The following is a 25,225-nucleotide window of genomic DNA, read 5'->3' as shown; positions in this document are numbered from 1 at the left end:
AGATCAACAAGGGCTTCGAGATGATGCATGCAGGCGAGAGCATCCGCAGCGTTGTGGTTTACTGATCTGCTGAAAACTTTGCATAAAATGCAAAGAGCGGCCTGATCAGGCCGCTCTTTTGCGTTTCACCGATGCGGCACCGCACAGCCCTTCTGCGCGGCAAATCCCTTGTGCCGAGCGCTGAAAGGCATAGTTTCCCGCCAAAGCATCATCTGACAAGGAGCCGCTAGATGGCCGACGAGACCTACACCCCGCCCAAGGTTTGGACATGGGACACCGAGAGCGGTGGCAAATTCGCCTCGACGAACCGTCCCATCGCAGGTGCGACCCATGACAAGGAGCTGCCGGTGGGCAAGCACCCTTTCCAGCTTTACTCGCTGGCCACGCCCAATGGGGTCAAGGTCACGGTGATGTTCGAGGAACTGCTCGAGGCCGGACATGATGCGCAATACGACGCCTGGCTGATCGATATCGGCGAGGGCGACCAGTTCGGCAGTGGCTTCGTGGACATCAACCCAAACTCCAAGATCCCCGCGCTGCTCGACCGCTCGCGCGAGACGCCGGTGCGCGTTTTCGAATCGGGTTCGATCCTGTTGCACCTGGCCGAGAAATACGGCGCCTTTCTGCCTGCATCCGGCGCGCAGCGCACCGAGGTACTGAACTGGCTCTTCTGGCAGATGGGCAGCGCGCCCTATCTGGGCGGCGGCTTTGGCCATTTCTACGTCTATGCGCCCGAGAAATATGAATACCCGATCAACCGCTTCGCGATGGAGACCAAGCGGCAGCTGGACGTGCTGAACCGGCAACTGGCCCACCGCGAGCATATCGCGGGCGACACCTACAGCATCGCCGACATGGCGATCTGGCCGTGGTATGGCCAACTCGCACTTGGGCGCACCTACGGCGATGCGGCGACGTTCCTGGATGTCGAAAGCTATGAGCATGTCCAGCGCTGGGCCAAGTCGATCGACGCGCGCGCCGCGGTTCAGCGGGGCCGCAAGGTCAACCGTAATTTCGGCGAGCCCGAGATGCAGCTGCACGAGCGCCACGATGCCAGCGATTTCGACACGCAGACGCAGGACAAGATCGGCCCCAGGGAATGAGGCTCAGCCGTCGGCGCGGGTCAGAGTGACGCCCGCGCCGCGCTTGCGCACCGGCACGTCCGCGCGCAGCTTCCAGTTATACTTGGTATCGGTCTGCACATGATCCCAATGCAGGATCCCGCCGGTGCGCCACGGGTCCAGCACGATGCCGGTCTGCCAATCGGCGCCGCGCGCATAGACGACGGCTGTGGAATGCTCCAGCAGGAAGGGATTATCGGCATTAGCGACCAGCCGGTTGAACTGAAGCGTGGCAAAGCGCGCATGGGTCAAGCGGGTCTGCATGTCGCGCGCCCAATGGTAGCAGAGGCCGCGCTCTTTCAGGCCGATATTCACCTTGGCATTATGCACGAGCGGCGGATCGACGATCTCGTATTCGCGCGCCAGATCGGACGACGTGCTATAGGCGAGACGCGCGGCACGCGCCGCCTCGGCAGGGTCCACATTCGGCCCCAGCGCCAGCAGCGCCTCCGTCAACCCCTCGGCGCCGCTTTGCGTGCCGACCCGCGCGGCGGGTGTGCTGCACGCGGCCAGCAGTCCGGCCGCGCCCAGCCCTGTGATCATTGCCCGTCTCGTTGTCATCATCGCCTCGCCTTGACGTCTCGCGGTAAAACTAACCGCGCGCCGCTGGCATTTCCAGCCCCGCTCTGCTTTGCCAGCGAGGGCCGATGCTACGGCATTTGACCTAGTGCTTTTCGCCGGTAACTGTGTCACGCTGCGGCGCAGCACTTGATTGTGGAGGCGGCGATGACCGGCACGGTAATTACGGTGGCCCAGCAAAAGGGCGGCAGCGGCAAGACCACCCTGACGGCCAATCTGGCCGTCGATCTGGCGGCGCGCGGCCACAAGGTCGCGCTGATTGACACGGATCCGCAAGGCAGCCTCGGGCGATGGTTCATGGCGCGCCGCGAGCTGATGGACGATCCGGGGATGGAGTTTTCCACCTCCTCGGCCTGGGGCGTGGATTACGAGGCGGGCAAGCTGGCGGATGCCTATGATTTCGTTCTGGTCGATACGCCGCCCAAGGCCGATAGCGATCTGCGCCCCGCGCTGCGCAAGGCGGCGCTGGTACTGGTCCCGGTCGCGACCAGCCACGTTGATCTTTGGGCCACCGAAAGCGTGCTGGACCTTGCGCGCCGGGCGGGCACCTCTGCGATGCTGGTGCTGAACAGGACGCGGGCAGGCACCCGGCTGGGCGCCGAGATCGCCGAAGAGGCGGCCAAGGTCGATGCCGATCTGGCGCAGGGCACCTTGGCCAACCGCATCGTCTATGCTGAGACGCTGGGCCGCGGCCAAGGCGTGCAGGACGCGGCGCCCAAGGGGCCGGCAGCGCGCGAAGTCGCCGCCCTCGCCCAGGAAATCCTGGCCACCCTGCGGGGATAGCCGGAAAGGCCTGCCAGAATGGGGGCAACACGCCTTTCCCCATGGGTGCCAATAGGGCATGAAGGGCGCAAAGGAGTTTCCCTATGCCTGAAAGCACCCCTCTTCTGGCCGTCCTCATCGACGCTGACAACACGTCACCCCGCTGGACCAAGGCGATTTTTGACGAGATCGCCGGTATAGGCGAGGCCTCTGTGCGCCGCTGCTATGGCGATTTCTCGTCCCAGCAGATGACAGGCTGGAACAAGGTGCAGGCCGAGTTCGGCCTTGTGCCGCACCACCAGCCCGCCAATACGGTGGGCAAGAACGCGAGCGATATCGCGCTGGTCATCGACGCGATGGACCTGATGCATTCGGGCCGCTTCGACGGCTTTGTCCTCGTCTCGTCCGACAGCGATTTCACCCGGCTGGCATCCCGCATTCGCGAGCAGGGGCTGGATGTCTTCGGCATCGGCGCCAAAAAGACGCCCGAAGCGTTTCGCCAGGCGTGCAAGCGGTTCATCTATCTGGAAAATCTCGGCGGTGCGCCTGATGATGCACCCAGCAAACCGACCGGGCAGAATATCAACGAAGCGCGCGATCTTCTGTTCAAGGCGATGGACAGCATCGATCAGGACAGCGACTGGTATGCGCTGGGCCGCCTTGGCCAGCAGATCACGACCGCAAACCCCGATTTCGATACGCGCAGCTACGGCCACAAGAAGCTGAGCGATCTCATCGCGGCGATGAAGGTGCTGGAGACGCGCCGCGAAGGCAATCAGCTGATGGTGCGCCGCCGGGATTGAGGCGGGCGTAATTCTGGACAAGCGGCGCGCCCTGTGACACATCCTGCGCCACCCAAGGAGCGCCGTTCATGACCATCACCCGTTTCGCCCCATCGCCCACCGGCTATATCCATGTCGGCAATCTGCGCACTGCGCTGATGAACTGGCTCATCGCACGCAAGGCGGGCGGCACCTTTATTCTGCGCATCGACGACACCGATCCCGTGCGCTCGAAAGAGGAATATGTCGACGGTCTGAAATACGATCTTGAATGGCTGGGCCTGACCTGGGACCGCATCGAGCGCCAGTCCGAGCGGCTGGACCGCTATCACGAGGCGGCGGATAAGCTGCGAAAGATGGGCCGCTTCTACGAGGCGTTCGAGACCCCGACCGAGCTGGACCTCAAGCGCAAGAAGCAGCTGAACATGGGTCGCCCGCCGGTCTACGATCGTGCGGCGCTCAATCTGGACGATGCCGAAAAGGACCGCCTGCGCGCCGAGCGCGGCCCCGGCGTCTGGCGCTTCAAGCTGAATCAGGAACGGATCGAGTGGGCCGATGGCATCCTCGGCGATATCAGCATCGATGCGGCCTCGGTCAGTGACCCGGTTCTGATCCGCGGCGATGGGCAGGTTCTCTATACGCTGGCCTCGGTCGTGGACGACACCGAGATGGGTGTGACGGACATCGTGCGCGGCTCGGACCATGTCACCAACACCGCGACCCAGATTCAGATCATCGAGGCGCTGGGCGGGCATGTGCCGAATTTCGCGCATCACTCGCTGCTGACCGGCCCGCAGGGCGAATCGCTGTCCAAACGCCTCGGCACGCTCTCCTTGCGCGATCTGCGGGCGGCGGGCATTCAGCCGGCCGCGCTGCTCAGCCTGATGGCGCGTCTGGGCAGCGCCGATCCGGTCGAACTGCGAACGGATATGCAGAGCCTGCTGGACGGGTTCGACATTTCGCGCTTCGGCTCGGCGCCGACGAAATTCGACGTGAACGATCTCTACCCGCTGACGGCGCATTACCTGCAAGGGCTGGACTATGCCTCGGTCAAGGATCGCATCGCCGAGTTGGGTGTGCCGGGTGATATCGCGCCGCTTTTCTGGCAGGTCACGCGCGGCAACATTACCACGCTGGGCGATCTGGATGCCTGGTGGGCCATGTTCCGCGACGGGGCCGAGCCTGTGATCGACGATGAGGATGCCGAGTTCATCGTCACCGCGATGACCCTGCTGCCCGAAGGCCCGCTGGACGAGAGCAGCTGGGGCACTTGGACCACCGCCGTCAAGGAAGAGACCGGGCGCAAGGGCAAGGGCCTCTTCATGCCGCTGCGCAAGGCGTTGACGGGGCAGGCGCATGGGCCGGAAATGGCGCAGGTGCTGCCGCTCTTGCAGGTGATCCGCGCGCGCGGCTAGGCGCGGCGGAGACGCACCGGCAGTTGCGCCAGCGCCTCATCAACCACTTCTGTCTCGGCCTTGCGGAGGCGGCAGGCACGCGGGTAGCGCGGATCGGCGCGGTCATCCAGCACGTCCACATTCCAGCCACCGGTCGTGTCAAAGAAATGCTGCGCGCCTTCGGACCCGAATTCGCGAAGGTAGCCCTGCACCACCACGTCGATGTAACTCAGCAATACGTGATGCCCCTGCGGACCCTCGGCGTCATGCTCGCCCGGCACCGCGTAGACGGCGATCTGCGGCGCATGGGGCAGGGGATGCTCGACCATATGCGCGGCGGGCACGCGGTCATACGCGCCCTCGCGAATATCGAGCGCATGCCAGTCCGCATCGGGCACGGGCGCGATCAGGCCGTGGAGCCAGCATTCCTCGTCCGGCACGACCGACAGGAACGCGACCTCGCGCAGGTTGGTGGGCCGCCAGGCCCGCCGCCAACCCTTCAGCCGCGCCGGGTGCGCGTTCTTGAAACTGTGCGTGTCACGGTTCACGAGGCTGCCATAGCCAAAGAAATAAGCGTGCGAAGGGGCGGTCATAGCGGGCTTTCAGGGTTCATCAGGTGACAGGGGTTGTGCCGCACGGCGCCATTCTGCGCAACATGGCGACGCAATTTCTCTTGCCGCTGCGCGGGCGGTATACTACCGTCCACCCTGATTGGATCGGGAGAACTGGCACCAGCCAGTGCCGAAGGAGCAACCGCCCCGGAAACTCTCAGGCGACAGGACCTTTTCAATCGACAGACTCTGGAGAGATCCGCGTTCGGGGGCACCTCGGACGGGGGGCGCCGAAGGGATAGCGATCTCAGGCAAAAGGACAGAGGGGGCATCGTGGCGCAGCCTGCATAGGGCAAATGCGCCGTTACGATGCCGCAGTTGATTCCAGATCGACCCGGCAGCCATGATGGGAGGGCCGGTATGAGCGATTTGAAGGTGACGGTGCTGAACGCGCTGCATCGCGACTTGGGGGCCAAGATGGTGCCGTTCGCGGGCTACGAGATGCCCGTGCAGTATCCGATGGGCGTGATGAAAGAGCATCTGCATTGCCGCGCCGAGGCGGGCCTTTTCGATGTGAGCCATATGGGACAGGTCATCATCCGCGCGCCCGGTGGCTATGCCGAGGTGGCCGCCGCGATGGAGGCCCTGGTGCCCGTCGACGTGGAGGGGCTGCCCGAGGGGCGTCAACGCTATGCGATGTTCACCAACGCCGTTGGCGGGATCGAAGACGATCTGATGCTGGCGCATCGCGATGACGAATTGTTCGTCGTCGTCAATGCCGCCTGCAAGGACGCCGATATCAAGCGCATGAACGAGGGTATGCCGGGCTGCGACGTGCTGCCCGTGACGGACCGCGCGCTGCTGGCGCTGCAGGGGCCCAAGGCTCAGGCGGTGCTTGAGGGGCTGGCCCCCGGCGCCGCCGACATGCGGTTCATGGACATCGCCGTGCTGCCCTCGGAGTGGGGCGATCTGTGGCTTTCGCGCTCGGGCTATACCGGCGAGGATGGCTACGAGATTTCGGTTCAGGAGGACCGCGCCGAGGCGTTTGCCCGCGCGCTTCTGGAGCATGACGCGGTCGCGCCCATCGGTCTTGGCGCGCGCGACAGTCTGCGGCTGGAGGCGGGGCTGTGCCTCTATGGGCATGACATCGATGCCGGGACTACGCCGGTCGAGGCCAATCTGGGCTGGGCGATCCAGAAGGTGCGCCGTATGGGCGGCGAGCGCGCCGGCGGCTTTCCCGGCGCGGACGTGATTCTGCCGCAAATGGCCTCGGGAGCCGAGCGGCGGCGCGTGGGTCTGCGCCCCGAAGGCCGCGCGCCGATGCGCGAGGGCACCGTGCTCTTTGCCGACGAGGCGAGCGACAGCGCCATCGGCACCGTCACCTCGGGCGCGTTCGGGCCGACCATAGAGGGTCCGATGTCGATGGGCTATGTGCCCCGCGATCTGGCGACGCCGGGCACGACCGTTTATGGTGAGGTTCGGGGCAAACGCATGGCCGCGGCGGTTGCGCCGTTGCCCTTTACAGCTGCAAACTTCAAACGCTGACACCCAAAAACGCTGACACCCAAAAACACTGACACCCAAGGGAGATATCAGGGATGAAATATACGGAAGAACACGAGTGGCTGCGCGTCGAGGATGATGTGGTCGTCGTCGGCATCACCGAGCACGCCGCCGAGCAACTGGGCGACATCGTCTTTGTCGAACTGCCCGATGTGGGCAAGGAAGTGGTCAAGGATGACGAGGTCGTCGTGATCGAGAGCGTCAAGGCCGCCAGCGATATCCTGGCCCCCATCGATGGAGAAATCGTCGAGGTGAACGAGGCGCTGACCGATTCGCCCAGCACGGTGAATGAGGACGCTATCGGCGATGGCTGGTTCTTCAAGATCAAGCCCGAGGACATGAGCCAGCTGGACGATATGATGGACGAGGCCGCCTACAAGAAATTCGTAGGCTAGGCGCCTGATGCCGGCAGCGGACGCGCTCCGCGCCGGAGCATTTGGACAAAGATGAAGACGGGCGGGGCGCATCGGCGGCCTGCCTGACCCCGGCCTGCAACCTGATGGAGTGTGACATGGCGTTCGAGCCCACCGACTATCTGCCCTATGATTTTGCCAACCGGCGCCATATCGGCCCGTCGCCCGAAGAGATGGAGGGGATGCTGAAGGTTCTGGGCGCCTCCAGCCTCGACGCGCTGATCGACGAGACGGTGCCGAAGGCGATCCGCCAGAAAGAGCCGCTGGATTTCGGCAAGGCCAAGTCCGAGCGTGAGCTTCTGCATCACATGCGGCGCGTGGCGGGCAAGAACAAGGTTCTGGTTAGCCTGATCGGGCAGGGCTACCACGGGACGGTCACGCCGCCCGCGATCCAGCGGAATATCTTTGAAAACCCGGCCTGGTACACGGCATATACGCCCTATCAGCCCGAGATCTCGCAGGGGCGCCTCGAGGCGCTGCTGAATTTCCAGACGATGGTCAGCGACCTCACCGGCCTCGAGATAGCCAACGCGTCCCTGCTGGACGAGGCGACCGCCTGCGCCGAGGCGATGACGACTGCGCAGCGCGTGGCGAAATCCAAGGCCAAGGCATTTTTCGTCGACCGTGACTGCCACCCGCAGAACATCGCGCTGGTCCAGACGCGCGCCGCGCCTCTGGGCATCGAGGTGATCGTCGGCAATCCGGACAAGATGGAAGCGGACAAGGTCTTTGGCGCGCTCTTCCAGTATCCGGGCACCTACGGCCATGTGCGGGACTTCACCGATCACATCGCTCAGCTGCACGAGCATGGCGCGATTGGCATCGTCTCGGCTGATCCGCTGGCCCTGACTCTGCTGAAGGAGCCGGGCGCGATGGACGCCGATATCGCCGTCGGCAGCACCCAGCGTTTCGGCGTGCCATTGGGCTATGGCGGCCCGCACGCGGCCTACATGGCCTGCCGCGACGACTACAAGCGCGCGATGCCGGGGCGCATCGTGGGCGTTTCCATCGACAGTCACGGAAACCGCGCCTACCGCCTTGCGCTTCAGACGCGCGAGCAGCATATCCGACGCGAGAAGGCCACTAGCAACGTCTGCACTGCGCAGGCTTTGCTGGCGGTCATGGCGTCGATGTATGCGGTATTCCACGGGCCGAAGGGCCTCAAGGCCATCGCGCAGCGTATCCACCGCAAGACGGTGCGTTTGGCCAAGGGGCTGGAGGCCGCCGGATTCCAGGTGGATCCCAAGGCGTTTTTCGACACGATCACCGTCGATGTCGGTCCGCTGCAATCCGCCGTGATGAAATCGGCGGTCGATGAGGGCATCAACCTGCGCCGGGTTGGCGAGACGCGCGTTGGCATCAGCCTGGACGAGTGCACGCGCCCCGAGAATATAGAGAGCGTCTGGCGCGCCTTCGGCATTACCGACCATGACGATGATTTCACGCCCGAATACCGCGTGCCGGACAACATGCACCGCACGTCCGACTACCTGACCCACCCGGTTTTCCACATGAACCGGGCCGAGACCGAAATGATGCGCTATATGCGCCGGCTTGCCGACCGCGATCTGGCGCTGGACCGGGCGATGATCCCGCTTGGGTCCTGCACGATGAAGTTGAACTCGGCCGCCGAGATGATGCCGGTGAGTTGGCGCGAGTTCTCTCGCATCCATCCCTTCGTGCCGCGCGATCAGGCCGAAGGCTATCACGAGTTGATCGACGATCTGAGCGCGAGGTTGTGTGACATTACCGGCTATGACGCCATTTCCATGCAGCCCAACTCGGGCGCGCAGGGGGAATATGCGGGGCTGCTCTCGATTGCGGCATATCACCGTGCAAACGGGCAGGGTGAGCGGAATGTATGCCTCATCCCGACCAATGCACATGGCACGAACCCCGCCAGCGCGAACATGGTCGGCTGGAAGGTCGTGCCGGTCAAATGCAACGCGCGCGGCGATATCGACATGGACGATTTCCGGGCCAAGGCAGAGAAGCACAGCGATGCCTTGGCAGGCTGCATGATTACCTATCCCAGCACGCATGGCGTCTTCGAGGAGACCGTGATCGATGTGTGCAAGATCACGCACGAGCATGGCGGTCAGGTCTATATCGACGGTGCCAACATGAACGCCATGGTTGGTCTCTCGCGCCCCGGCGATCTGGGCGGCGATGTCAGCCACCTCAACCTGCACAAGACGTTCTGCATTCCGCATGGCGGCGGCGGGCCCGGCATGGGCCCGATCGGCGTCAAGGAACACCTGATCCCGCATCTGCCGGGCCATCCCCATACCGGCGGCACCGAGGGGCCGGTCTCGGCGGCGCCGTTCGGATCGCCCTCGCTGTTGCCGATTTCCTGGGCTTACATTCTGATGATGGGCGGCGAAGGTCTGGCGCAGGCGACGCGGGTGGCGATCCTCAATGCCAACTACATCGCCAAGCGACTGGAGGGCGCGTACGACGTTCTCTATCGGGGCGAAAACGGACGCGTGGCGCATGAATGCATCCTCGACACCCGCCCGTTCGAGAAAAGCAGTGGCGTGACGGTGGACGATATCGCCAAGCGCCTTATCGACTGCGGTTTCCACGCGCCGACAATGAGCTTCCCGGTGGCGGGCACCCTGATGGTCGAGCCGACCGAGAGCGAGACCAAGGCCGAGCTGGACCGTTTCTGCGATGCGATGCTGGCGATCCGGCAGGAGATCAAGGACATCGAAGACGGCAAGATCGACGGTGAGAACAACCCGCTCAAGAACGCGCCGCATACGATGGAGGATCTGGTGCGCGAGTGGGACCGTCCCTATGACCGCGAGCAGGGCTGCTTCCCTCCGGGGGCGTTCCGGGTGGACAAATACTGGCCCTCGGTCAACCGGGTCGACAATGTCTATGGCGACCGCAACCTGATCTGCACCTGCCCGCCGATGGAGGATTATGCCGAGGCGGCAGAGTAAGCGCCATCAGTGAAAGTCACGGAAAGGCGGGCCCTCGTGGCCCGCTTTTTCATGCGGTGCTACTCGCGCGCGCGCAGCACCTGCGCCGGGCGCGCGTTAAGCGGCTTCAGCGCAAAGGCGAGTGCGGTGATCAGCGTCACCAGCACCCCCCCGCAGATGATGATCAGCGCCGAGGGCCAGAGGATGCTGTATTCGACCTCCAGCACGTAATGGCTGACCGCCCAGCCGCCCAGCGCACCCCCACACAGCGCCACCGCCCCGGCGGCGCTGCCCAGCAGGATGGCGCGGAGCGCAAGGCTGGCCAGAATGCGCGCCCGCGACGCGCCCAGCGTTTTCAGCACCGCCGCCTCGAAGATGCGCGCGTTCTGATCCGCCGCCGCCGCGCCGATCAGCACCAGAAAGCCGGTCAGAAGCGTCGCCGAGGCGCCCCAGGACGTGGCCGCCGCCAGCCCCTTGAGCAGCTCCGCCACGCGGTCGATCGCCTCCTTCACCGGAATGCCCGTCACGTTGGGATAGGCGTCCGACACGGCGCGCAACAGGCGCGCTTCGGCCCCCGGATCGGCATAGACGGTGGCGATGACGCTGTGGGGCGCGGCCGCCAGGGCGCCGGGGTTCATCACCATGATGAACCCGATCCCCGCGGTCGAGAAATCGACATCCCGCAGGCTGGTGATGGTGGCGGTGATGTCGCGGCCAAGGATGTTGACCGTGATCTCGTCGCCGAGGCCGAGCCCCATCTCCAGCGCTTCTTCCTCGGCAAAGCTGATCTGTGGCGGGCCGTCGTAACCCTCGGGCCACCAGTCGCCCTGCGTGACGGTGCCATCGGACCGGGCCGCATAGCTGACGCCCCGGTCCCCTTCCAGCACCCAATGCTCGCCCGCTACCTCATTGGGGTCCTGCCCGTTGATCGCGGTGATCATGCCGCGCAGCATGGGCGCGCTGTCGACGCGCGTGACATCGGGGTCGTCTGCGGTCAGCGCGCGAAAGCCGTCCATCTGGTCGGCCTGCAGATCGACAAAGAAGAAGGACGGCGCACGGTCCGGCAGATTGCCGGTGATCGCGCTGCGCAAAGTGCCGTCAATCTGGCCCACGGCAGCGAGGACAGTGAGGCCAAGGCCCAGCGCCAGCATCGTCGGCGCCGCCGTGCTCTGCGGTCCGCCAATGGCCGCCAGTGCCCACCCGAGCGCGGGCCGTCCCCGCGCAAAGGAACGCGCCAGCCGTGCGAGCGCCTGCACGCCCCAGGCCGCCAGCCACAAGAGGGTCAGTGCTCCGATGATGCCTTCCGCCGTCCAGAGTGTCAGGCGCAGGTTACCGGAAAACGCGGCGGCGATTGCCAGCAGGATCGCCACCAGCCCTGCAATCAGCGCCAGCATGGGCCAGCGCGGCAGGCTGCGCGTACCTGTCCCGCCATCGCGAAAGAGGCTGGCGGCGCGGATTTCCTCGATGCGCGACAAAGGCGCTAGGGTAAAGATCAGGACGGTGAGCGCGCCGTAGATAGCCGCCTCCAGCATGGGCCGCGCGTAGAAGCCGAAGCTGGCGGGAACAGGCAGGCGCGCCTCGATCACGGGGGCCAGTACCACGGGCACGCCCGCGCCCAAGAGGATGCCCAGCGCCAGTCCAAGGCCGCCCAAGGCGCCGATCTGCAGGAAATAGGTGGCCAGAACCGTGCCGCGATCCGCGCCCAGGGTGCGCAGCGTGGCGATGGTGGCGGTCTTGCGCGCCAGATAGGCCCGCACCGCAGATGAGATACCGACACCGCCCACGGCCAGCCCGCTGAGGCCCACAAGCACCAGAAATGCGCCCAGCCGGTTCACGAATTCGGAAATGCCGGGCGCGCCTTCGCGCGCATCCTGCCATTCGATCCCGCTTGTGCCCAAAGCCTCCTCTGCCTCGGCCTGGAGCGCGGCCAGATTCGCGCCTTCGGGCAGGTCCAGACGGTAGCGCGTCGAAAAGAGCGTGCCCTCGCGCAGAAGGCCGGAGGATTGCAGCGCCGTGGTACGGACCAGCGTGCGCGGCCCAAGGGCGAACCCTGCGGCAGCGCCGTCCGGCTCGTCCACCAGGGCCGCCATCAGCACGAAATCCTGCGTGCCAAGGCGGAAGGTCTCGCCCGTCTTCAGGGCCAGTCGCGCGATCAGCGCAGGCGCCATCACCGCGCCGGGCAGGCCGCCCGCGCCGTCAAGGGCAGTGCTCAGCGGCATCATCGGGTCGAGGCCCACATCGCCGAGCAGGGGATAGGCGCCGTCGACCGCCTTTACTTGGGTCAAGGCGCGGTCCTCGCCCACCACGGCGAGCGAGCGGAAATCGACGATTCCCGAGACAGCCGCGGCGCGATCCTGCATCCATGCGCGCTCATCCTCGCTGGCAAAGCGGTAGGTCAGGCCGATCTCGGCATCGCCGCCAAGCAGCTCGGCGCCCTTTTCGGCAAGACCCGCCTCGATGCTGGCGCGGATCGTGCCCACGGCGGCGATGGCGGCCACGCCAAGGATGATACATCCCAGCAGGATGCGAAATCCGGCGAGGCCCCCGCGCAATTCGCGCCGGGCAAGACGTGCGGCTGCGCGGAAATTCATGCGATACGCCCGTCCGACAGCGAAACCGTCCGGTCACAGCGCGCGGCCAGATCGGGATCATGCGTCACCATGATGAGCGTCGCGCCATGCTTGGCCCGCAGCTCGAACAAGAGATCCATGATCGCGCCGCCGCTGGCACTGTCCAGATTACCCGTCGGCTCGTCCGCCAAGATAAGGCGCGGCTCGGTCGCGGTGGCGCGGGCAAGCGCGGTGCGCTGCTGCTCGCCGCCCGACATTTGCGAGGGGTAGTGCCCCGCCCGGTGGGCAAGGCCGACGGCCTTCAACTGCGCTTCCGCCCGCCCGGTGGCGTCAGCCGCGCCCGCCAGTTCCAGCGGCACAGCGACATTTTCCAGCGCGGTCAGAGTGGGGATCAGGTGGAAGGACTGGAACACGACGCCCATATGCCCGCGCCTCAGCCGCGCCAGCGCATCTTCGCTGAGCGCGCCTAGATCGTGGCCAAGCGCCCTCACGCGGCCCGAGCTGGCCCGTTCGAGCCCGCCCATCAGCATCAGCAGCGACGATTTTCCCGAGCCGGAGGGGCCAACCAGTGCCAGCGTCTCGCCCTCGGTGACATCCAGCGATATCCCGTGCAGGATCTCGACGTCGCCGGTGCCGGATCTAAGTGTAAGACCAACATTTTCGAGCGACACGATAGGAGAAGACATGAATATGCGCCTGACATCTAGGAGTTTCTTGCTATATGGGGCCACGCGGGCAGGGGGCAAGGCAATAGCGCTTGCGCTGGCCGTCGCGCTGGTTGGCGGGCTGGGCGGCGGGCTGGGTGACATCGCCGCAGCCGCCGAGGAGGCCGCACCGGACGAGGTGCGCGTGATGACCTTCGGTGACAGCCTGACAGCGGGATACGGCCTGACCCGCGAGAACGGTTTCGCCGCGCAGATGAGCGTTTGGCTGCAGGAAAACGGAACGCCGCAGGGGGTGCCGGTGCGCATCCTCAACGCGTCCGTGTCGGGCAGCACCACGGCGGGCGGCGTGCGCCGCCTCGACTGGGCGCTGGCCGATGACCCGGATGCGGTGATCGTCGAACTGGGCGGCAATGACCTCTTGCGCGGCACCGATCCTGCCGAGACGCGCGCCAATCTTGAGGCGATCCTGTCCCGCGCGGCGGCGGAAGATATCGAGGTGCTTCTGGTCGGCCTGATCGCCAAGGATAATTATGGCCCCGAATACCGTGAGGCGTTCAACGCGATCTACCCCGATCTGGCCGAGAAATATGGCACGGCGCTGCAGCTCGATTTCTTTGGCGCGTTGCCCGAAGCGAATGCCGATCAGCTGCCATACCTGCAAAGCGATGGCACGCACCCCAATGCAGAAGGCATCGCCAAGGTCGTGGCCGATATGGGCCCGCGCGTTCAGGCGCTGATCTCGGACGTGCTGGAGGATCGGTCTGCTCCGGTGCAGAACTGACGGACACCCGGCACCAAGCAGGACACAAAAAGGGGCCCCGCGGGGCCCCGATTTACCACTTATGCAAAAGGCTTAGGCCAGAACGATGTTCGATGCCGACTCGCGACCGTCACGGCCTGCTTCGATGTCGAACGTCACTTTCTGGTCGTCTGCCAGGCCGGTCAGGCCCGCGCGCTCAACAGCGGAGATGTGGACGAAAACGTCCTTGCCGCCGCCATCGGGTGCGATGAAGCCGTAGCCTTTTGTCGAGTTGAACCATTTCACGGTGCCATTAGCCATACCGTAATCTCCTTAGTTATCCTGCCCGCGTCAGTGCGGCAGCGCGGCTAGTCAGTGCAAGATCGAGTGCCTGAGCCGTAAGGAGCAGTTGGTCGATAGTGGTAACGTCGCTCGAGTCGTATACCTTGAAAAAGGCGATTTTGCAAGACCTAAGGAATTGGCCTGTCCCTAACCCCTGCGCCGGTGGCGCCAAATCGCGCGCGGCATCCGGCGCACGGCCAGACGACATATGGCCGGGTATTCCAGATGCCCTGCCAAGAGGTCCAGATACGCGCCTTTCAGCACTGATGATGCGGCGAAGGCCCGGAGGAAAAACGGACGCGTTCGGGCAGAGTAGATCAGCGGCCGCAGCCAGCACGCCATGGCAAGCGCGCGGTGCACAGGTTTCAACGCGCGCCGGTAGGCGGACAGGGCGGCATCCGGGCGCTCTTTGGAGAGAGCATCCGCGGCTGCAGTGGCGGCGGCGGCGCCCGATTGCAGCGCGTAGGCGATGCCTTCGCCGGTGATCGGATCGACAAGGCCCGCCGCATCGCCGGCTAGCAGAACACGGCCCCGGCCCGGCACCCGGCGATAGGCCCCGAACGGCAGGAAATGCCCCTTGATCCGCGCGCCGCCGTCCTCGCACAGAATGTCACGATAGGCGTCCAGCCGCCCTTTCATGTCAGGATTTCGGGCGTTGAGGCCGCCGACGCCGATGGTCGTGCTGCCCGCCTTGGGAAATTGCCAGCCATAGCCCCAATCCGCCGCCCCCAGATCGATGCGGATCACGTCGCGCTCGGGCGGTGCCAGGGGCGGGGCCTCGATCTCCATTGCGAAGCCGATGGTGCCCTGGTCGAAGGCTCGCCCGAAGAGCGCGCGGGCGACAGGGCTGTTGACACCATCCGCGCCGATCAGGATGCGACCGGCCAATCGGTCGCCATCCGCCAGTGTGACGGTCAGCGCGTCGGTGTCCAGATCGGTGATGCGCTGCCCCGTGAAATCCGCCGTGCCCGCCGCGCGCGCCATGTCCAGCAAATGTGCGTCCATGTCCCAGCGCATCGCAAGATAGACGGGCGGGCTCTCCATATCGCCGCCCAGCGGCGCGCCATTTGCGTGGAAGGTGATGCGCTCGCGCGGCTCGAATAGGGCGGCATTGAGCGGCGCGCCGAATATGTCGCGGTAAAGCGCGGCAGAGCGCCCGGTCACCAGCCCGCCACACAGCTTGGTGCGCGGGAAGGTCGCCTTGTCGATGATGGCCGTGCTCAGCCCCGCCCGGCATGCTGTGACAGCGGCGGCTGTGCCCGCCGGGCCAGCGCCGAGGATGAGGAGGTCGAAGGTCTGGAGCGTCGGAGCCATGAACCCGGGTGTATGCGGTTTTCGCGAAATGCAAAAGCGAAACGCGCGCCCGTCTCGAGCGCGCGTCTGATCTGGCTTTCAGGGCTTGGGTTGAAGTGAAGGCGCCTTATACGCTCAGCGCGCAAACTTCTTGTGCTTGGCCTTCGAAGGCTCGACATCGCCCATGCGGCGGATCTTGTCTTCTTCGTAATCCTCGAAGTTGCCCTCGAACCACTCGACATGCGCGTCACCCTCGAAGGCCAGCATATGCGTGCAGATCCGGTCGAGGAAGAAGCGGTCGTGGCTGATGACCACGGCGCAGCCGGCGAAATCGACCAGCGCATCCTCAAGCGCGCGGAGCGTCTCGACGTCGAGATCGTTCGTCGGCTCGTCGAGGAGCAGCACGTTGCCGCCCGAGCGCAGAAGGCGGGCCATGTGCACACGGTTACGTTCACCGCCGGAGAGGAGCGAGACCTTCTTTTGCTGGTCGCTGCCCTTGAAGTTGAAGGCGCCGCAATAGGCGCGCGCGTTCACTTCGGCATCGCCCAGCTTGATGATGTCCTGACCATCGGCAATCGCCTCCCAGACGTTCTCATCGGGTTTCAGATCGTCGCGCGACTGGTCGACATAGCTGAGATCCACCGTGGTGCCCAGCTCGATCGTGCCCTCGTCGGGCTGTTCCTGACCGGTCAGCATCCGGAAAAGCGTCGACTTGCCGGCACCGTTGGGGCCGATCACGCCGACGATGCCACCGGGGGGCAGCGAAAAGCTGAGATTGTCGATCAGCTTGCGGCCGCCAAGCGACTTGCTCAGGCCCTCGACCTCGATCACCTTCGAGCCGAGGCGCTGGCCCGAGGGGATGACGATCTGCGCCTTGGTCAGCTTCTCGCGTTCGGACTGGTCGGCCATCTGGTTGTAGGACTTGATACGCGCCTTGGACTTGGCTTGGCGCGCCTTGGCGCCCTGGCGCATCCATTCAAGTTCGCGCTCGAGCGTCTTCTGCTTGGACTTGTCCTCGCGTGCCTCTTGCAAGAGGCGCTTGGCCTTCTGCTCGACCCAGCTCGAATAGTTGCCCTCGTAGGGAATGCCGCGGCCGCGATCCAGCTCGAGAATCCAGCCGGTGATGCTGTCGAGGAAGTAGCGGTCGTGTGTCACGATCAGGATTGTGCCCTTGTAGTCGATCAGATGCTGTTGCAGCCAGGCGATCGTCTCGGCGTCGAGATGGTTGGTCGGCTCGTCCAGCAGCAGCATGTCGGGCGCTTCCAGCAGCAGCTTGCACAGCGCGACGCGGCGCCGCTCGCCGCCCGAAAGGCCTGCGATTGCCGCATCGCGCGGAGGGCAGCCCAGCGCCTCCATCGAGACCTCGACCTGACTGTCCAGATCCCACAGATTGTCGCTGTCGATCTCGTCCTGCAGGGCTGCCATCTCATCTGCGGTGTCGTCGGAATAGTTCATCGCCAGTTCGTTGAACCGGTCCAGCTTGCCCTTCTTCTCGGCCACGCCCAGCATCACGTTCTCGCCAACGGTCAGGCTTTCGTCCAGCTGCGGCTCCTGCGGCAGGTAGCCGACGGTCGCGTCCTTGGCGGCCCATGCCTCGCCCGAGTAATCCTTGTCGAGACCGGCCATGATCTTCATCAGGGTCGACTTGCCAGAGCCGTTGACGCCCACGACGCCGATCTTGACGCCGGGGAGGAAGCTGAGGTGAATGTTCTCAAAGCATTTCTTGCCGCCCGGATAGGCTTTGGAAACGCCCTGCATGTGATAGACGTATTTGTTGGCTGACATGACGCATCTCTTTCCTGTGGACCGGCGCACCTGCCCGGCATGAGTTTGAGTGCCATGTAACCGCCCGGCGCGCCGAATTCAAATGGATGTGTCGCGCCGCCGCGCTTTGCCCTCTGTGCCCTGCGTTCGGGGGGGCGGCGGATCGCAGGGCGCATCGGGGCCGGAGGCAGAGCTGCGCGGCATCGTGATGGGTCCGGCAAAGGGAGTATGCGCGCGCAGCCACCCCGAGAGCGACGGCAGGGGCATGGGGCGCGCGAGGCCGTAGCCTTGCACCTGCGGGCATTTTGCGCGGCGCAGCATGTCCAGCTGGTCCTGGGTTTCCACGCCTGTCGCAATGACATCCATCTTCAGCCGCGCGCAGAGCCTGATGATCGAGCGCGTTATGACCCGCGCCCGCGCGTCACGGCCAAGGTGGCAGATCATCATGCGGTCCAGTTTGATCGCGTCGATGGGTGCGGTGGACATATGGGCCAGGCCCGCATAGCCGGTGCCGAAATCATCCAGCGCGACGCGAACGCCAAGGCGGCGCAGTCGGACAACCGCAGAGGTCACATCAAGCGCGCCGCGCGTCATCATCGTCGTCTCATTGATCTCGATGCAGACGGCCTGCGGCGGCAGGCCGCGCGATTGCAGCCCCCAGTCCAGAAGGGCCGGATAATCCGCATCCGCGAGGATCGAGCTGGAGACATTGAGCGACATGACGAGATCGGGAAACCCCTGCGCGCGCAGATCCATCAGCGCATCAAGCGCCGCGTTCATCGCATGATAGTCGATCTCGCTCAGCAGTCCGGCCTGTTCGGCCGCCGGCAGAAAAGCGGCGGGTGCCAGCAACCCGCGCCCCGGATGCCGCCAGCGCAGCAGCGCCTCGCAGCCGGTGACGCGGTTCTGCGCCAGATGCGCGATGGGCTGCAGGTGGACGCCGAACTGGCCCTGCTCGACCGCCAGCTTCAGATCGCGCACAAGGCGCTGTCCGTCACGGTGGCGACGGCCCAGCTCGGGCGTGTAGAGAACGGCGCGCCCGCGCCCCCGATCCTTGGCGCTGTAAAGGGCCTGATCGGCTTGTCGGATCAGCGCCTCACCATCCGCCGTGTCTCCTTCAGCGCCGGGCATGCTGGCCCCGACCGAGACGCCGGGCAGGATGATCTGATCTTGCCACACCAGCGGGCGCGCCATGGCCTCCAGCACCGCTTGCGCCCGGCGCATCAGGCGCGTCCGGTTGCCAATATCAAGGCAAACCAGCAGGAATTCGTCCCCGCCGGTGCGGCAAGGCAGGTCGCCCTCATCGGCGGTATCGATCAGCGCGGCGGCGATATGGCGCAGCACCGCATCGCCCGCCGCGTGGCCCCTTGTATCGTTGATGTCCTTGAACCGGTCGAGATCCAGTTGCAGCACGCCCATTACCCCCGCGCGCAGGCTGGCGCGGGCAGGGGGGGAGGCGAGGAAATCAGATAGCCTCTTGCGATTGGGAAGGCCGGTCAGATCGTCGTGATGGGCGGCATGGTCCAGATCCTCGGTCATGCGCTGCAGCGCCATCTGCACGCGCACCTCTTCCGAGATGTCCCGGCAGGTGACGACCACCATCTTTTGCATGTCGCCGGGCCCCAGATCGATCAGCGCGTGGCTTTGCTGATTCCAGAACAGCGTGCCGTCACGGCGCATATGCCGGGTGACCCGGTGCTTGCGAAAAAGCGAGCTGGCCGGATCGTAGCGAAACCGCGCCAGCGCCTCCGGGCCGGGACGCGTGTCGGGCGGGGTGATCAACTCGGCCGGGTTGCGCCCGCGCACCTCGGCCAGGGTCCATCCCAGCATCCGCTCAAGCGCGGGATTCATCCACAGGATGCGCCCGAAAATGTCCAGCAACACGATCCCGTCGCGCGTGTGGTCCAGAATGAGACCGGCCAACCACGGGCTGGCTGCCCCGTCCGCTGCAACGGGGGGCACGGCAATCGCACGGCCCCGCCGATCTGCGGGGCCGGTCCTGCCGGTCGTGATCTGATCGTGTTTACCGCGCGGCACGCCATCACCTGAATACTTGCCAACTGGAGGCGAGCGTGCCGCAGCGTCGTTAATATCCGGTGGCCTTCATTCGGCTTTCTGGCTAGAAATATTGACGAATTTTAGGAGTTTCCTGTGATGCCGCCTGCGGGCCGCCCTCTTTGCCTGCCGCCCGCGCGTCCGGGCCGCGTGGTCGGCCTTCTGGGCGGCTCGTTCGATCCGCCGCATGCTGGGCACGCGCATATCACCCGCGAGGCGCTGAAGCTGTTTGGCCTAGACGCAGTCTGGTGGCTGGTCAGTCCCGGCAATCCACTGAAAGAGCGCGGCCCCGCCCCGCTGCAGCGGCGGATGCAGGCCGCACGCGAGATCATGCAGCACCCGCGCGTCCACATCAGCGACGCCGAGGCGCAGATCGGCGCGCGGCACACGGCGCGCACGATAGCAGCCCTGCGCGCAGCGCGGCCTGATGTGCATTTCGTCTGGCTGATGGGGGCCGACAACATGGCGCAATTCCACCTCTGGCAGGACTGGCGCCAGATCATGGAAAGCGTGCCCATCGGTATCCTGGCACGGCCCGGTGCGCGGCTGGCGGCGCGCGCCTCGGTCGCGGCGCGCATCTACGAGCATGCGCGCGTGCCACTAGGGGAGGCGCGCAGGCTGGGCCGGATGCAGGCGCCCGCTTGGTGCTTTGCCAATGTGCCCATGATGGCGCTGTCATCCACCGGGCTTCGGGACTCCGGGGCATGGTGACGCGCCCGCGTAAACGTGAGCAGGCGCAGGGCAGAAGGCGATTGCGGCCCGTCCCGCCCTGCGGTTAAATCCGCGACATGACATATCCGCTCTCACGACGTCACTTCCTGGGCGCTGCGCTGTCGGCGCTGGCCACCGGCGCGCAGGCCGGGGCGCCTGCGGTATCGCTGCGCCCTCAACTGCGCCCCGAGAGGCTTGGCCTGCCGCCCGACTCCGCCGCGCTGATCGAAGCGGCCCGGCTGGACGGGCGCGTCGGCTTTGCGGTGATCGACATGACCACCGGCACGGCCCTCGAGGCGCGTGAGGGGGCCGTCGGCTTTCCTCCGGCCAGCGTCACCAAGGCGATCACGGCGCTCTATGCGCTTGATGCCATGGGGCCGACCTATCGGTTCACCACGCGGCTGATGGCGACCGGGCCGGTGGTGGACGGCATCGTCCAAGGCGATCTGGTGCTGGTCGGGGGCGGAGATCCGGTGCTGGATACCGATGCGCTGGCGACGATGGCCGCAAACCTCAAGGCGGCGGGCGTGAAGGGTGTTACCGGCGCCTACCGCGTTTACGGCGGCGCGCTCCCATTCGAGCGGGTGATCGACGCGGCCCAGCCCGCGCAGGTCGGCTATAACCCTGCGCTGTCGGGGCTGAACCTCAATTTCAATCGCGTGCATTTCCAGTGGCAAAAGGGTTCAGGCGGATATGCCGTTACAATGGACGCCCGCTCGGCGAAGTATCGCCCCGAAGTGCGGGTGGCGCGGATGAAGGTCGCTGACCGCTCCAGTCCGATCTTTACCTATGCCGATGGCGGGGATCACGACCAGTGGACCGTCGCGCGCGGCGCGCTGGGCAAGTCCGGCGCAAGGTGGCTGCCGGTGCGCCGCCCGGCCAGCTACACGGGCGAAGTCTTTGGCAGCCTTGCCCGCGCGCAGGGCATCAAGCTGGGCGCGGCGGTCCCGCAGGAGGACGCGCCCTCGGGCGACACGCTGGTCACCCATCTCAGTGATCCGCTGCCGGACATCCTGACCGGCATGCTGAAATACTCCAACAACCTGACGGCTGAGCTGGTGGGCATGACCGCCACGCTGGCGCGGACCGGCAGCGTCACCTCCCTTGCCGCCTCCGGGCGCGAGATGACGGCATGGGCCCGCGCCGATCTGGGGCTGGAGGGCGCCAGCTTGGTGGATCATTCCGGTCTGGGCGACGCCTCGCGCGTCAGCGCACTGGCGCTGGCCAAGGTGCTGACCCTCGCCCATCGCAGCGCCACCCTGCGCCCGATGCTCAAGGAATTTCGGATGCGCAATGCGCAGGGCGGTTTTGACGATGCGCATCCCGTTCGCGTTGAAGCCAAGACCGGCACGCTGCACTTCGTGAGCGCACTGGCCGGCTATGCCACGGGCCCGTCGGGCCGACCGCTGGCCTTTGCCATCTTTGCCCATGACGCGGACCGCCGCGCTGCCGTCGCGGGCCTCGCTGATGACCGGCCGCCGGGCGCCGCCGCCTGGAACAGACGCGCCAAGGGCCTGCAACAGGCCCTGATCGAGCGCTGGAGCACGGTCTATGGCGGCTAGCGCCGCCGCGCGCGAGTGGCGGCGCGTTCGGCGCGCCGCATCCAATGTCACGGATCAATGCGAAACCGCTCTTGCACCGCGCAGCGCCATCCACTAATTGAGGCCTACCACCACGGCAGGCGAGTTGGCGGAGTGGTGACGCAACGGATTGCAAATCCGTGTACACCGGTTCGATTCCGGTACTCGCCTCCATTTCATTCTAAATCATAGGGTTAGCGGCTGAACGGTCGAGTGTGACACAAAGTGGGACAAACGCCCTATGATGCTGTCATCCTATCTAAGCCCCTCAAGACACAGGATTTAATACTTCCGCTGGCCTATTCCTCCATCGACAGAGGGAAAGCGGACCACCGTTCGCATCTCTTTGCGCACACGTTGGCCAGATCGGGCTGACGATTTGGCCCGTCATCTTGCATCTTGTGGGCGAATACTGCGCGAGAACAATGCATTGGCGGGACTGAGAAACAGCGAGATACGCGAGAAGGTGCAAGCCTACTTCAAAGCGCAACTAGACCAGTACCTTGACTGGCTGGACCGGCGCGGCTTGTCACAAAGCGCATTGTCCCATGTCCGCGAAGAAATGCTGGACCATGAAAGCTACATGGAGATTGACAGCGCCAGTGGACAATGGCTGCCGGTGCAACGCTTCAAGAGCAAGGTAGATGTATCAGACGCGGAATGAGATGCCAGCCAGCCCCGCATTGCGACTGAGTTGCGGAAGGGCCGCCGGGACATGCTCAGGCGCGTTCTCGAAGCCGCTGAGCGCCTTGAGCATTATTCCTATGACGATGCCCCGGCCGTCGCTCCTGCCGCTCCTACGCCCGCTCTGCCAGCGTCATCGCCCTTGGGGGCGGCGGTGGAGGATTTCATCGCGGAGCATTCCCCGCAATAGCACCCTAAGACGATCACACAGAACCAAGCCTACTTTAATATCCTTGTCGAATACTTCGGGCCTGATCGGCTGCTTGCGACGATCCCTGTCATAAGATTGGGATAAGTAAACGGGCCTTCGATCTTGCAGGCGTCCAGCCTGTCCACATCGTCGCGCGGGTTTCTCACCCGGTTATTCGTCCAGACATATTCACTCACATATAGAGAGGTCTGCTTGAAGCTGTCTTTGAGCCGCAGCCGCACTGTTCGGGCGGTTTCATCCAGCATCCCGGTTTCCCGCAGCGCATTGCGGATATTCGAGGCATTCGTGAACACGCTCAAGCGGGACTACGCGAAGGTCACACCGCTGCCCGACGCCGCTACCGTCCTCGGATTGATTGCCGGGTGGTTCGAGGACTACAATGAAAACCACCCGCACTCGGGGCTGAAGATGCGCTCACCACGCGAATGCATCGCAGCCCAAACCGCAACCGCCTGAGTGTCCGGTCAAATAGGGGCAGGATCAGGCAACACCTTGTCGATCTTGATCTTCTTGTGCATCGCGCGGTTGCCATCGCGGCCGCGGCGTCACAGGATGCGGTCAATCAGGGCAGGAAAGGTGAGTGATGGAGAAGGTTGCGTTGATATCCGGGGGCAGTCGTGGGATCGGGGCCGAGGCCGCACGCCTTTTGGCGGATGACGGCTGGTGCCTGTCTCTGGGGCTGCGCCACCCCGAAGACGCTGATGCGCGGTGGCGGGATCATCACATTGCGTATTTCGATGCCATGGAGCGGAATGAGGCGGCATGGGCGGAGGCGGCGCTCAAACAGTACGGGCGCATCGATGCGGTCATCTGCTGTGCGGGCATCATGGAGCCGAAGGACGTGATTGCGGTCAGCGACGATGCGCTGGACGCCATGCTGGAGGTCAACGTGAAGTCCCCCAGGCGGCTGGTGCGCGCAGCGTGGGGTGCGCTGGGTGCGTCGGGCGAAGGGCGTGTTGTGATGCTGGCCTCGCTCTCGGGCAAGCGGGTCGCCTCGGCGGCCAGCGGTGCCTATTCCATGACCAAATTCGCCGCCGTCGCGCTGACCCATGGCATTCGGCAGGCGGGCTGGGACCAGGGCATTCGCGCGACCGCGATCTGTCCCAGCTATGTCAATACCGATATGGCCGCCGCGATCACGGAGTTCCCGGCCGAGAACATGACCCAGCCCAGAGATGTCGCGCGCATGGTGAAGCTGGCGCTCGATCTGCCCAACACGGCCTCGGTTGCGGAGATGGCTGTGACCTGTCGACGCGAGGCGTTCTACTGACTCATCTGAGGCCGGCGCAGAATGCCTCGATCCGGTCCATCGCCTCGCTTAGCTCGGCCTCGGAGGCGGCATAGCTGACGCGGAAATAGGGGCTTTGCCCGAAGGCCGCGCCATGCACGCAGGCGACGCCGCCTTCCTCTAGCAGGGCCATCACGAAATCCTCGTCGGTGTCGATGCGGCGGCCCTTTGGGGTGCTTTTTCCAAGGAACGCCTCGCAGGACGGGAAGACATAGAAGGCACCGGGCGGGGTAGGGCAGGCGATACCGGGAATCGCATTGAGGCGCTTGACCACCAGATCGCGGCGGCGCTGAAAAGCCTCGCGCTGACTGTGGATCGCGTCCTGCGGGCCGGTCAGCGCCGCATGGGCCGCCCATTGGCAGGGACGCGCGGCGCCGCTGGTCAGCTGGCCCTGAACCAGCGCCATGGCGTTGATCAGTTCCTGCGGGCCTGCGGCATAGCCGATGCGCCAGCCGGTCATCGCATAGGCCTTGGAAACGCCGTTCATGGTGAGGGTGCGGTCCTTCATGGTCGGGGCCGCTGCGGCCATGGTGGCAAAAGGGACGCCGCCATAGATGAGGTGCTCGTACATGTCATCGGACAGCACCCAGACATCCGGGTGCCGCTCCAACACTTTGGCCAGCGCGCGCAGATCCTCCGCCGAATAGACGGCGCCGGAGGGGTTCGAGGGCGAGTTGAGGATCAGCCAGCGGGTCTTGTCCGTGATAGCCGCCTCCAACGCGGCGGGCGTCAGCAAGAAGCCGTCCTCGGCATGGGTGGGCACCACGACCGGCACCGCGCCTGTCATCTCTACCTGTTGGGTATAGCTGACCCAATAGGGCGCCGGGACGATCACTTCGTCGCCGGGATCGAGCGTGGCCAGCAGCGCGTTGGCGATCACCTGCTTGCCGCCTGTGCAGACAATCGTCTGCGCGGCGGTATAGTCCAGCCCGTTTTCGCGCGCGAATTTCTGCGCGATGGCCTCGCGCAGCTCTGGGATGCCGGGGATGGGGGTGTATTTCGTCTCGCCCCGCGCCACCGCCTCGGCGGCGGCGCTCTTGACGTGGTCCGGCGTGTCGAAATCCGGCTCGCCGATGGAAAGCGAGATGACGTCCTGGCCCGCCTCGCGCAGATCACGCGCCTTTTGCGTGATGGCGATGGTTGCCGCGGGCTGGATGCGTGACAGGGCGGTGGATTTGCGAAACTGAGTCATTGGCGGGCCTTTCCTGAGTTGGTCAGACCATCGGACAGG

General features: G+C 65.1%; 21 protein-coding genes, 1 tRNA gene, 1 pseudogene and 1 riboswitch. Of the genes and pseudogenes, 14 read left to right on the top strand and 9 right to left on the bottom strand.

What is annotated here, in order from left to right:
- Positions 1-230: 230 nt before the first annotated feature.
- Positions 231-1,103: a glutathione-dependent disulfide-bond oxidoreductase gene (gene yghU, locus ACEWPM_RS14080; protein ID WP_393962640.1), complete on the top strand. Its 873-nt coding sequence runs from the start codon at positions 231-233 to the stop codon at positions 1,101-1,103.
- A 3-nt stretch (positions 1,104-1,106) separates the two neighbouring features.
- Here the strand turns inward: yghU and ACEWPM_RS14075 are convergent, their stop codons facing one another.
- A complete protein-coding gene (locus ACEWPM_RS14075) occupies positions 1,107-1,664 on the bottom strand; it encodes a hypothetical protein (RefSeq protein ID WP_393962641.1) in 558 nt (185 codons plus the stop codon).
- Between the two features lie 183 nt (positions 1,665-1,847).
- Between ACEWPM_RS14075 and parA the strand changes: the two genes are divergently transcribed.
- From parA to gltX, 3 genes are all read left to right on the top strand, one after another.
- Positions 1,848-2,483 carry a ParA family partition ATPase gene (parA, locus tag ACEWPM_RS14070; protein ID WP_393962642.1) on the top strand — a complete coding sequence of 212 codons (636 nt, stop codon included), beginning with the start codon at positions 1,848-1,850 and terminating at the stop codon, positions 2,481-2,483.
- 83 nt (positions 2,484-2,566) lie between these two features.
- On the top strand, positions 2,567-3,265 hold the full coding sequence (locus ACEWPM_RS14065) for an NYN domain-containing protein (protein ID WP_393933838.1): 699 nt from the start codon (positions 2,567-2,569) through the stop codon (positions 3,263-3,265).
- A 68-nt stretch (positions 3,266-3,333) separates the two neighbouring features.
- Positions 3,334-4,659: a glutamate--tRNA ligase gene (gltX, locus tag ACEWPM_RS14060; protein ID WP_393962643.1), complete on the top strand. Its 1,326-nt coding sequence runs from the start codon at positions 3,334-3,336 to the stop codon at positions 4,657-4,659.
- Here the strand turns inward: gltX and ACEWPM_RS14055 are convergent.
- Positions 4,656-5,231 (bottom strand): gamma-glutamylcyclotransferase family protein, encoded by a 576-nt coding sequence (locus ACEWPM_RS14055; protein WP_393962644.1) that lies wholly within the window; start codon positions 5,229-5,231, stop codon positions 4,656-4,658. The genes gltX and ACEWPM_RS14055 overlap by 4 nt on opposite strands.
- A gap of 114 nt (positions 5,232-5,345) precedes the next feature.
- Positions 5,346-5,432: riboswitch (glycine riboswitch) on the top strand.
- A 177-nt stretch (positions 5,433-5,609) separates the two neighbouring features.
- Between ACEWPM_RS14055 and gcvT the strand changes: the two genes are divergently transcribed.
- From gcvT to gcvP, 3 genes are all read left to right on the top strand, one after another.
- Positions 5,610-6,734 carry a glycine cleavage system aminomethyltransferase GcvT gene (gene gcvT, locus ACEWPM_RS14050; protein ID WP_393962645.1) on the top strand — a complete coding sequence of 375 codons (1,125 nt, stop codon included), beginning with the start codon at positions 5,610-5,612 and terminating at the stop codon, positions 6,732-6,734.
- 53 nt (positions 6,735-6,787) lie between these two features.
- Entirely contained in the window at positions 6,788-7,147 is a 360-nt protein-coding gene (gene gcvH, locus ACEWPM_RS14045; RefSeq protein WP_393962646.1) for a glycine cleavage system protein GcvH, read from the top strand.
- A gap of 116 nt (positions 7,148-7,263) precedes the next feature.
- Positions 7,264-10,113 (top strand): aminomethyl-transferring glycine dehydrogenase, encoded by a 2,850-nt coding sequence (gene gcvP / locus ACEWPM_RS14040; protein ID WP_393962822.1) that lies wholly within the window; start codon positions 7,264-7,266, stop codon positions 10,111-10,113.
- A gap of 59 nt (positions 10,114-10,172) precedes the next feature.
- On the opposite strand, the gene ACEWPM_RS14035 is transcribed toward gcvP, so the two are convergent.
- Together ACEWPM_RS14035 and ACEWPM_RS14030 are read right to left on the bottom strand one after the other, a co-directional pair.
- Positions 10,173-12,683: an ABC transporter permease gene (locus ACEWPM_RS14035; RefSeq protein ID WP_393962647.1), complete on the bottom strand. Its 2,511-nt coding sequence runs from the start codon at positions 12,681-12,683 to the stop codon at positions 10,173-10,175.
- Positions 12,680-13,348 carry an ABC transporter ATP-binding protein gene (locus ACEWPM_RS14030; protein ID WP_393962648.1) on the bottom strand — a complete coding sequence of 223 codons (669 nt, stop codon included), beginning with the start codon at positions 13,346-13,348 and terminating at the stop codon, positions 12,680-12,682. The genes ACEWPM_RS14035 and ACEWPM_RS14030 overlap by 4 nt, the downstream gene beginning before the upstream one ends.
- On the opposite strand from ACEWPM_RS14030, the gene ACEWPM_RS14025 reads away from it, so the two are divergent.
- The gene (locus ACEWPM_RS14025) at positions 13,347-14,108 is read left to right on the top strand and encodes an arylesterase (protein WP_393962649.1); all 762 of its coding nucleotides are present in this window, start codon (positions 13,347-13,349) and stop codon (positions 14,106-14,108) included. The two genes, ACEWPM_RS14030 and ACEWPM_RS14025, sit on opposite strands and share 2 nt — an antisense overlap.
- A 72-nt stretch (positions 14,109-14,180) precedes the next feature.
- Here the strand turns inward: ACEWPM_RS14025 and ACEWPM_RS14020 are convergent, their stop codons facing one another.
- From ACEWPM_RS14020 to ACEWPM_RS14005, 4 genes are all read right to left on the bottom strand, one after another.
- On the bottom strand, positions 14,181-14,387 hold the full coding sequence (locus ACEWPM_RS14020) for a cold-shock protein (RefSeq protein ID WP_108692547.1): 207 nt from the start codon (positions 14,385-14,387) through the stop codon (positions 14,181-14,183).
- A gap of 168 nt (positions 14,388-14,555) precedes the next feature.
- On the bottom strand, positions 14,556-15,722 hold the full coding sequence (locus ACEWPM_RS14015; protein WP_393962650.1) for a geranylgeranyl reductase family protein: 1,167 nt from the start codon (positions 15,720-15,722) through the stop codon (positions 14,556-14,558).
- 114 nt (positions 15,723-15,836) lie between these two features.
- Entirely contained in the window at positions 15,837-17,486 is a 1,650-nt protein-coding gene (gene ettA / locus ACEWPM_RS14010) for an energy-dependent translational throttle protein EttA (protein ID WP_393962651.1), read from the bottom strand.
- 78 nt (positions 17,487-17,564) lie between these two features.
- Positions 17,565-19,502: a putative bifunctional diguanylate cyclase/phosphodiesterase gene (locus tag ACEWPM_RS14005; RefSeq protein WP_393962652.1), complete on the bottom strand. Its 1,938-nt coding sequence runs from the start codon at positions 19,500-19,502 to the stop codon at positions 17,565-17,567.
- A gap of 117 nt (positions 19,503-19,619) precedes the next feature.
- Between ACEWPM_RS14005 and ACEWPM_RS14000 the strand changes: the two genes are divergently transcribed.
- The 6 genes and pseudogenes from ACEWPM_RS14000 to ACEWPM_RS13975 all read left to right on the top strand — a co-directional run bounded on the left by ACEWPM_RS14000 (position 19,620) and on the right by ACEWPM_RS13975 (position 23,976).
- Positions 19,620-20,231, top strand: a complete 612-nt coding sequence (locus ACEWPM_RS14000; protein WP_393962653.1) for a nicotinate-nucleotide adenylyltransferase — start codon at positions 19,620-19,622, stop codon at positions 20,229-20,231.
- A 77-nt stretch (positions 20,232-20,308) separates the two neighbouring features.
- Positions 20,309-21,793, top strand: coding sequence for a D-alanyl-D-alanine carboxypeptidase/D-alanyl-D-alanine endopeptidase (gene dacB / locus ACEWPM_RS13995; protein ID WP_393962654.1), 1,485 nt, complete (start codon positions 20,309-20,311; stop codon positions 21,791-21,793).
- A 118-nt stretch (positions 21,794-21,911) separates the two neighbouring features.
- Positions 21,912-21,985: transfer RNA gene (locus ACEWPM_RS13990), tRNA-Cys, on the top strand.
- A gap of 205 nt (positions 21,986-22,190) precedes the next feature.
- Positions 22,191-22,475 carry a hypothetical protein gene (locus tag ACEWPM_RS13985; RefSeq protein ID WP_393962655.1) on the top strand — a complete coding sequence of 95 codons (285 nt, stop codon included), beginning with the start codon at positions 22,191-22,193 and terminating at the stop codon, positions 22,473-22,475.
- A 501-nt stretch (positions 22,476-22,976) separates the two neighbouring features.
- Positions 22,977-23,162 (top strand): annotated as a pseudogene (locus tag ACEWPM_RS13980) (integrase core domain-containing protein); the annotation flags it as partial.
- A 127-nt stretch (positions 23,163-23,289) separates the two neighbouring features.
- On the top strand, positions 23,290-23,976 hold the full coding sequence (locus ACEWPM_RS13975) for an SDR family NAD(P)-dependent oxidoreductase (RefSeq protein ID WP_393962823.1): 687 nt from the start codon (positions 23,290-23,292) through the stop codon (positions 23,974-23,976).
- Position 23,977: 1 nt separating this feature from the next.
- On the opposite strand, the gene ACEWPM_RS13970 is transcribed toward ACEWPM_RS13975, so the two are convergent.
- On the bottom strand, positions 23,978-25,186 hold the full coding sequence (locus tag ACEWPM_RS13970; RefSeq protein ID WP_393962656.1) for a pyridoxal phosphate-dependent aminotransferase: 1,209 nt from the start codon (positions 25,184-25,186) through the stop codon (positions 23,978-23,980).
- Between the last annotated feature and the right edge of the window lie 39 nt (positions 25,187-25,225).

Source organism: Roseovarius maritimus, assembly GCF_043355895.2.
Lineage (GTDB): Bacteria > Pseudomonadota > Alphaproteobacteria > Rhodobacterales > Rhodobacteraceae > Roseovarius > Roseovarius maritimus.
The sequence above is the reverse complement of the archived record's forward strand: the minus strand, read 5'-3'. Positions and strand labels throughout refer to the sequence as shown.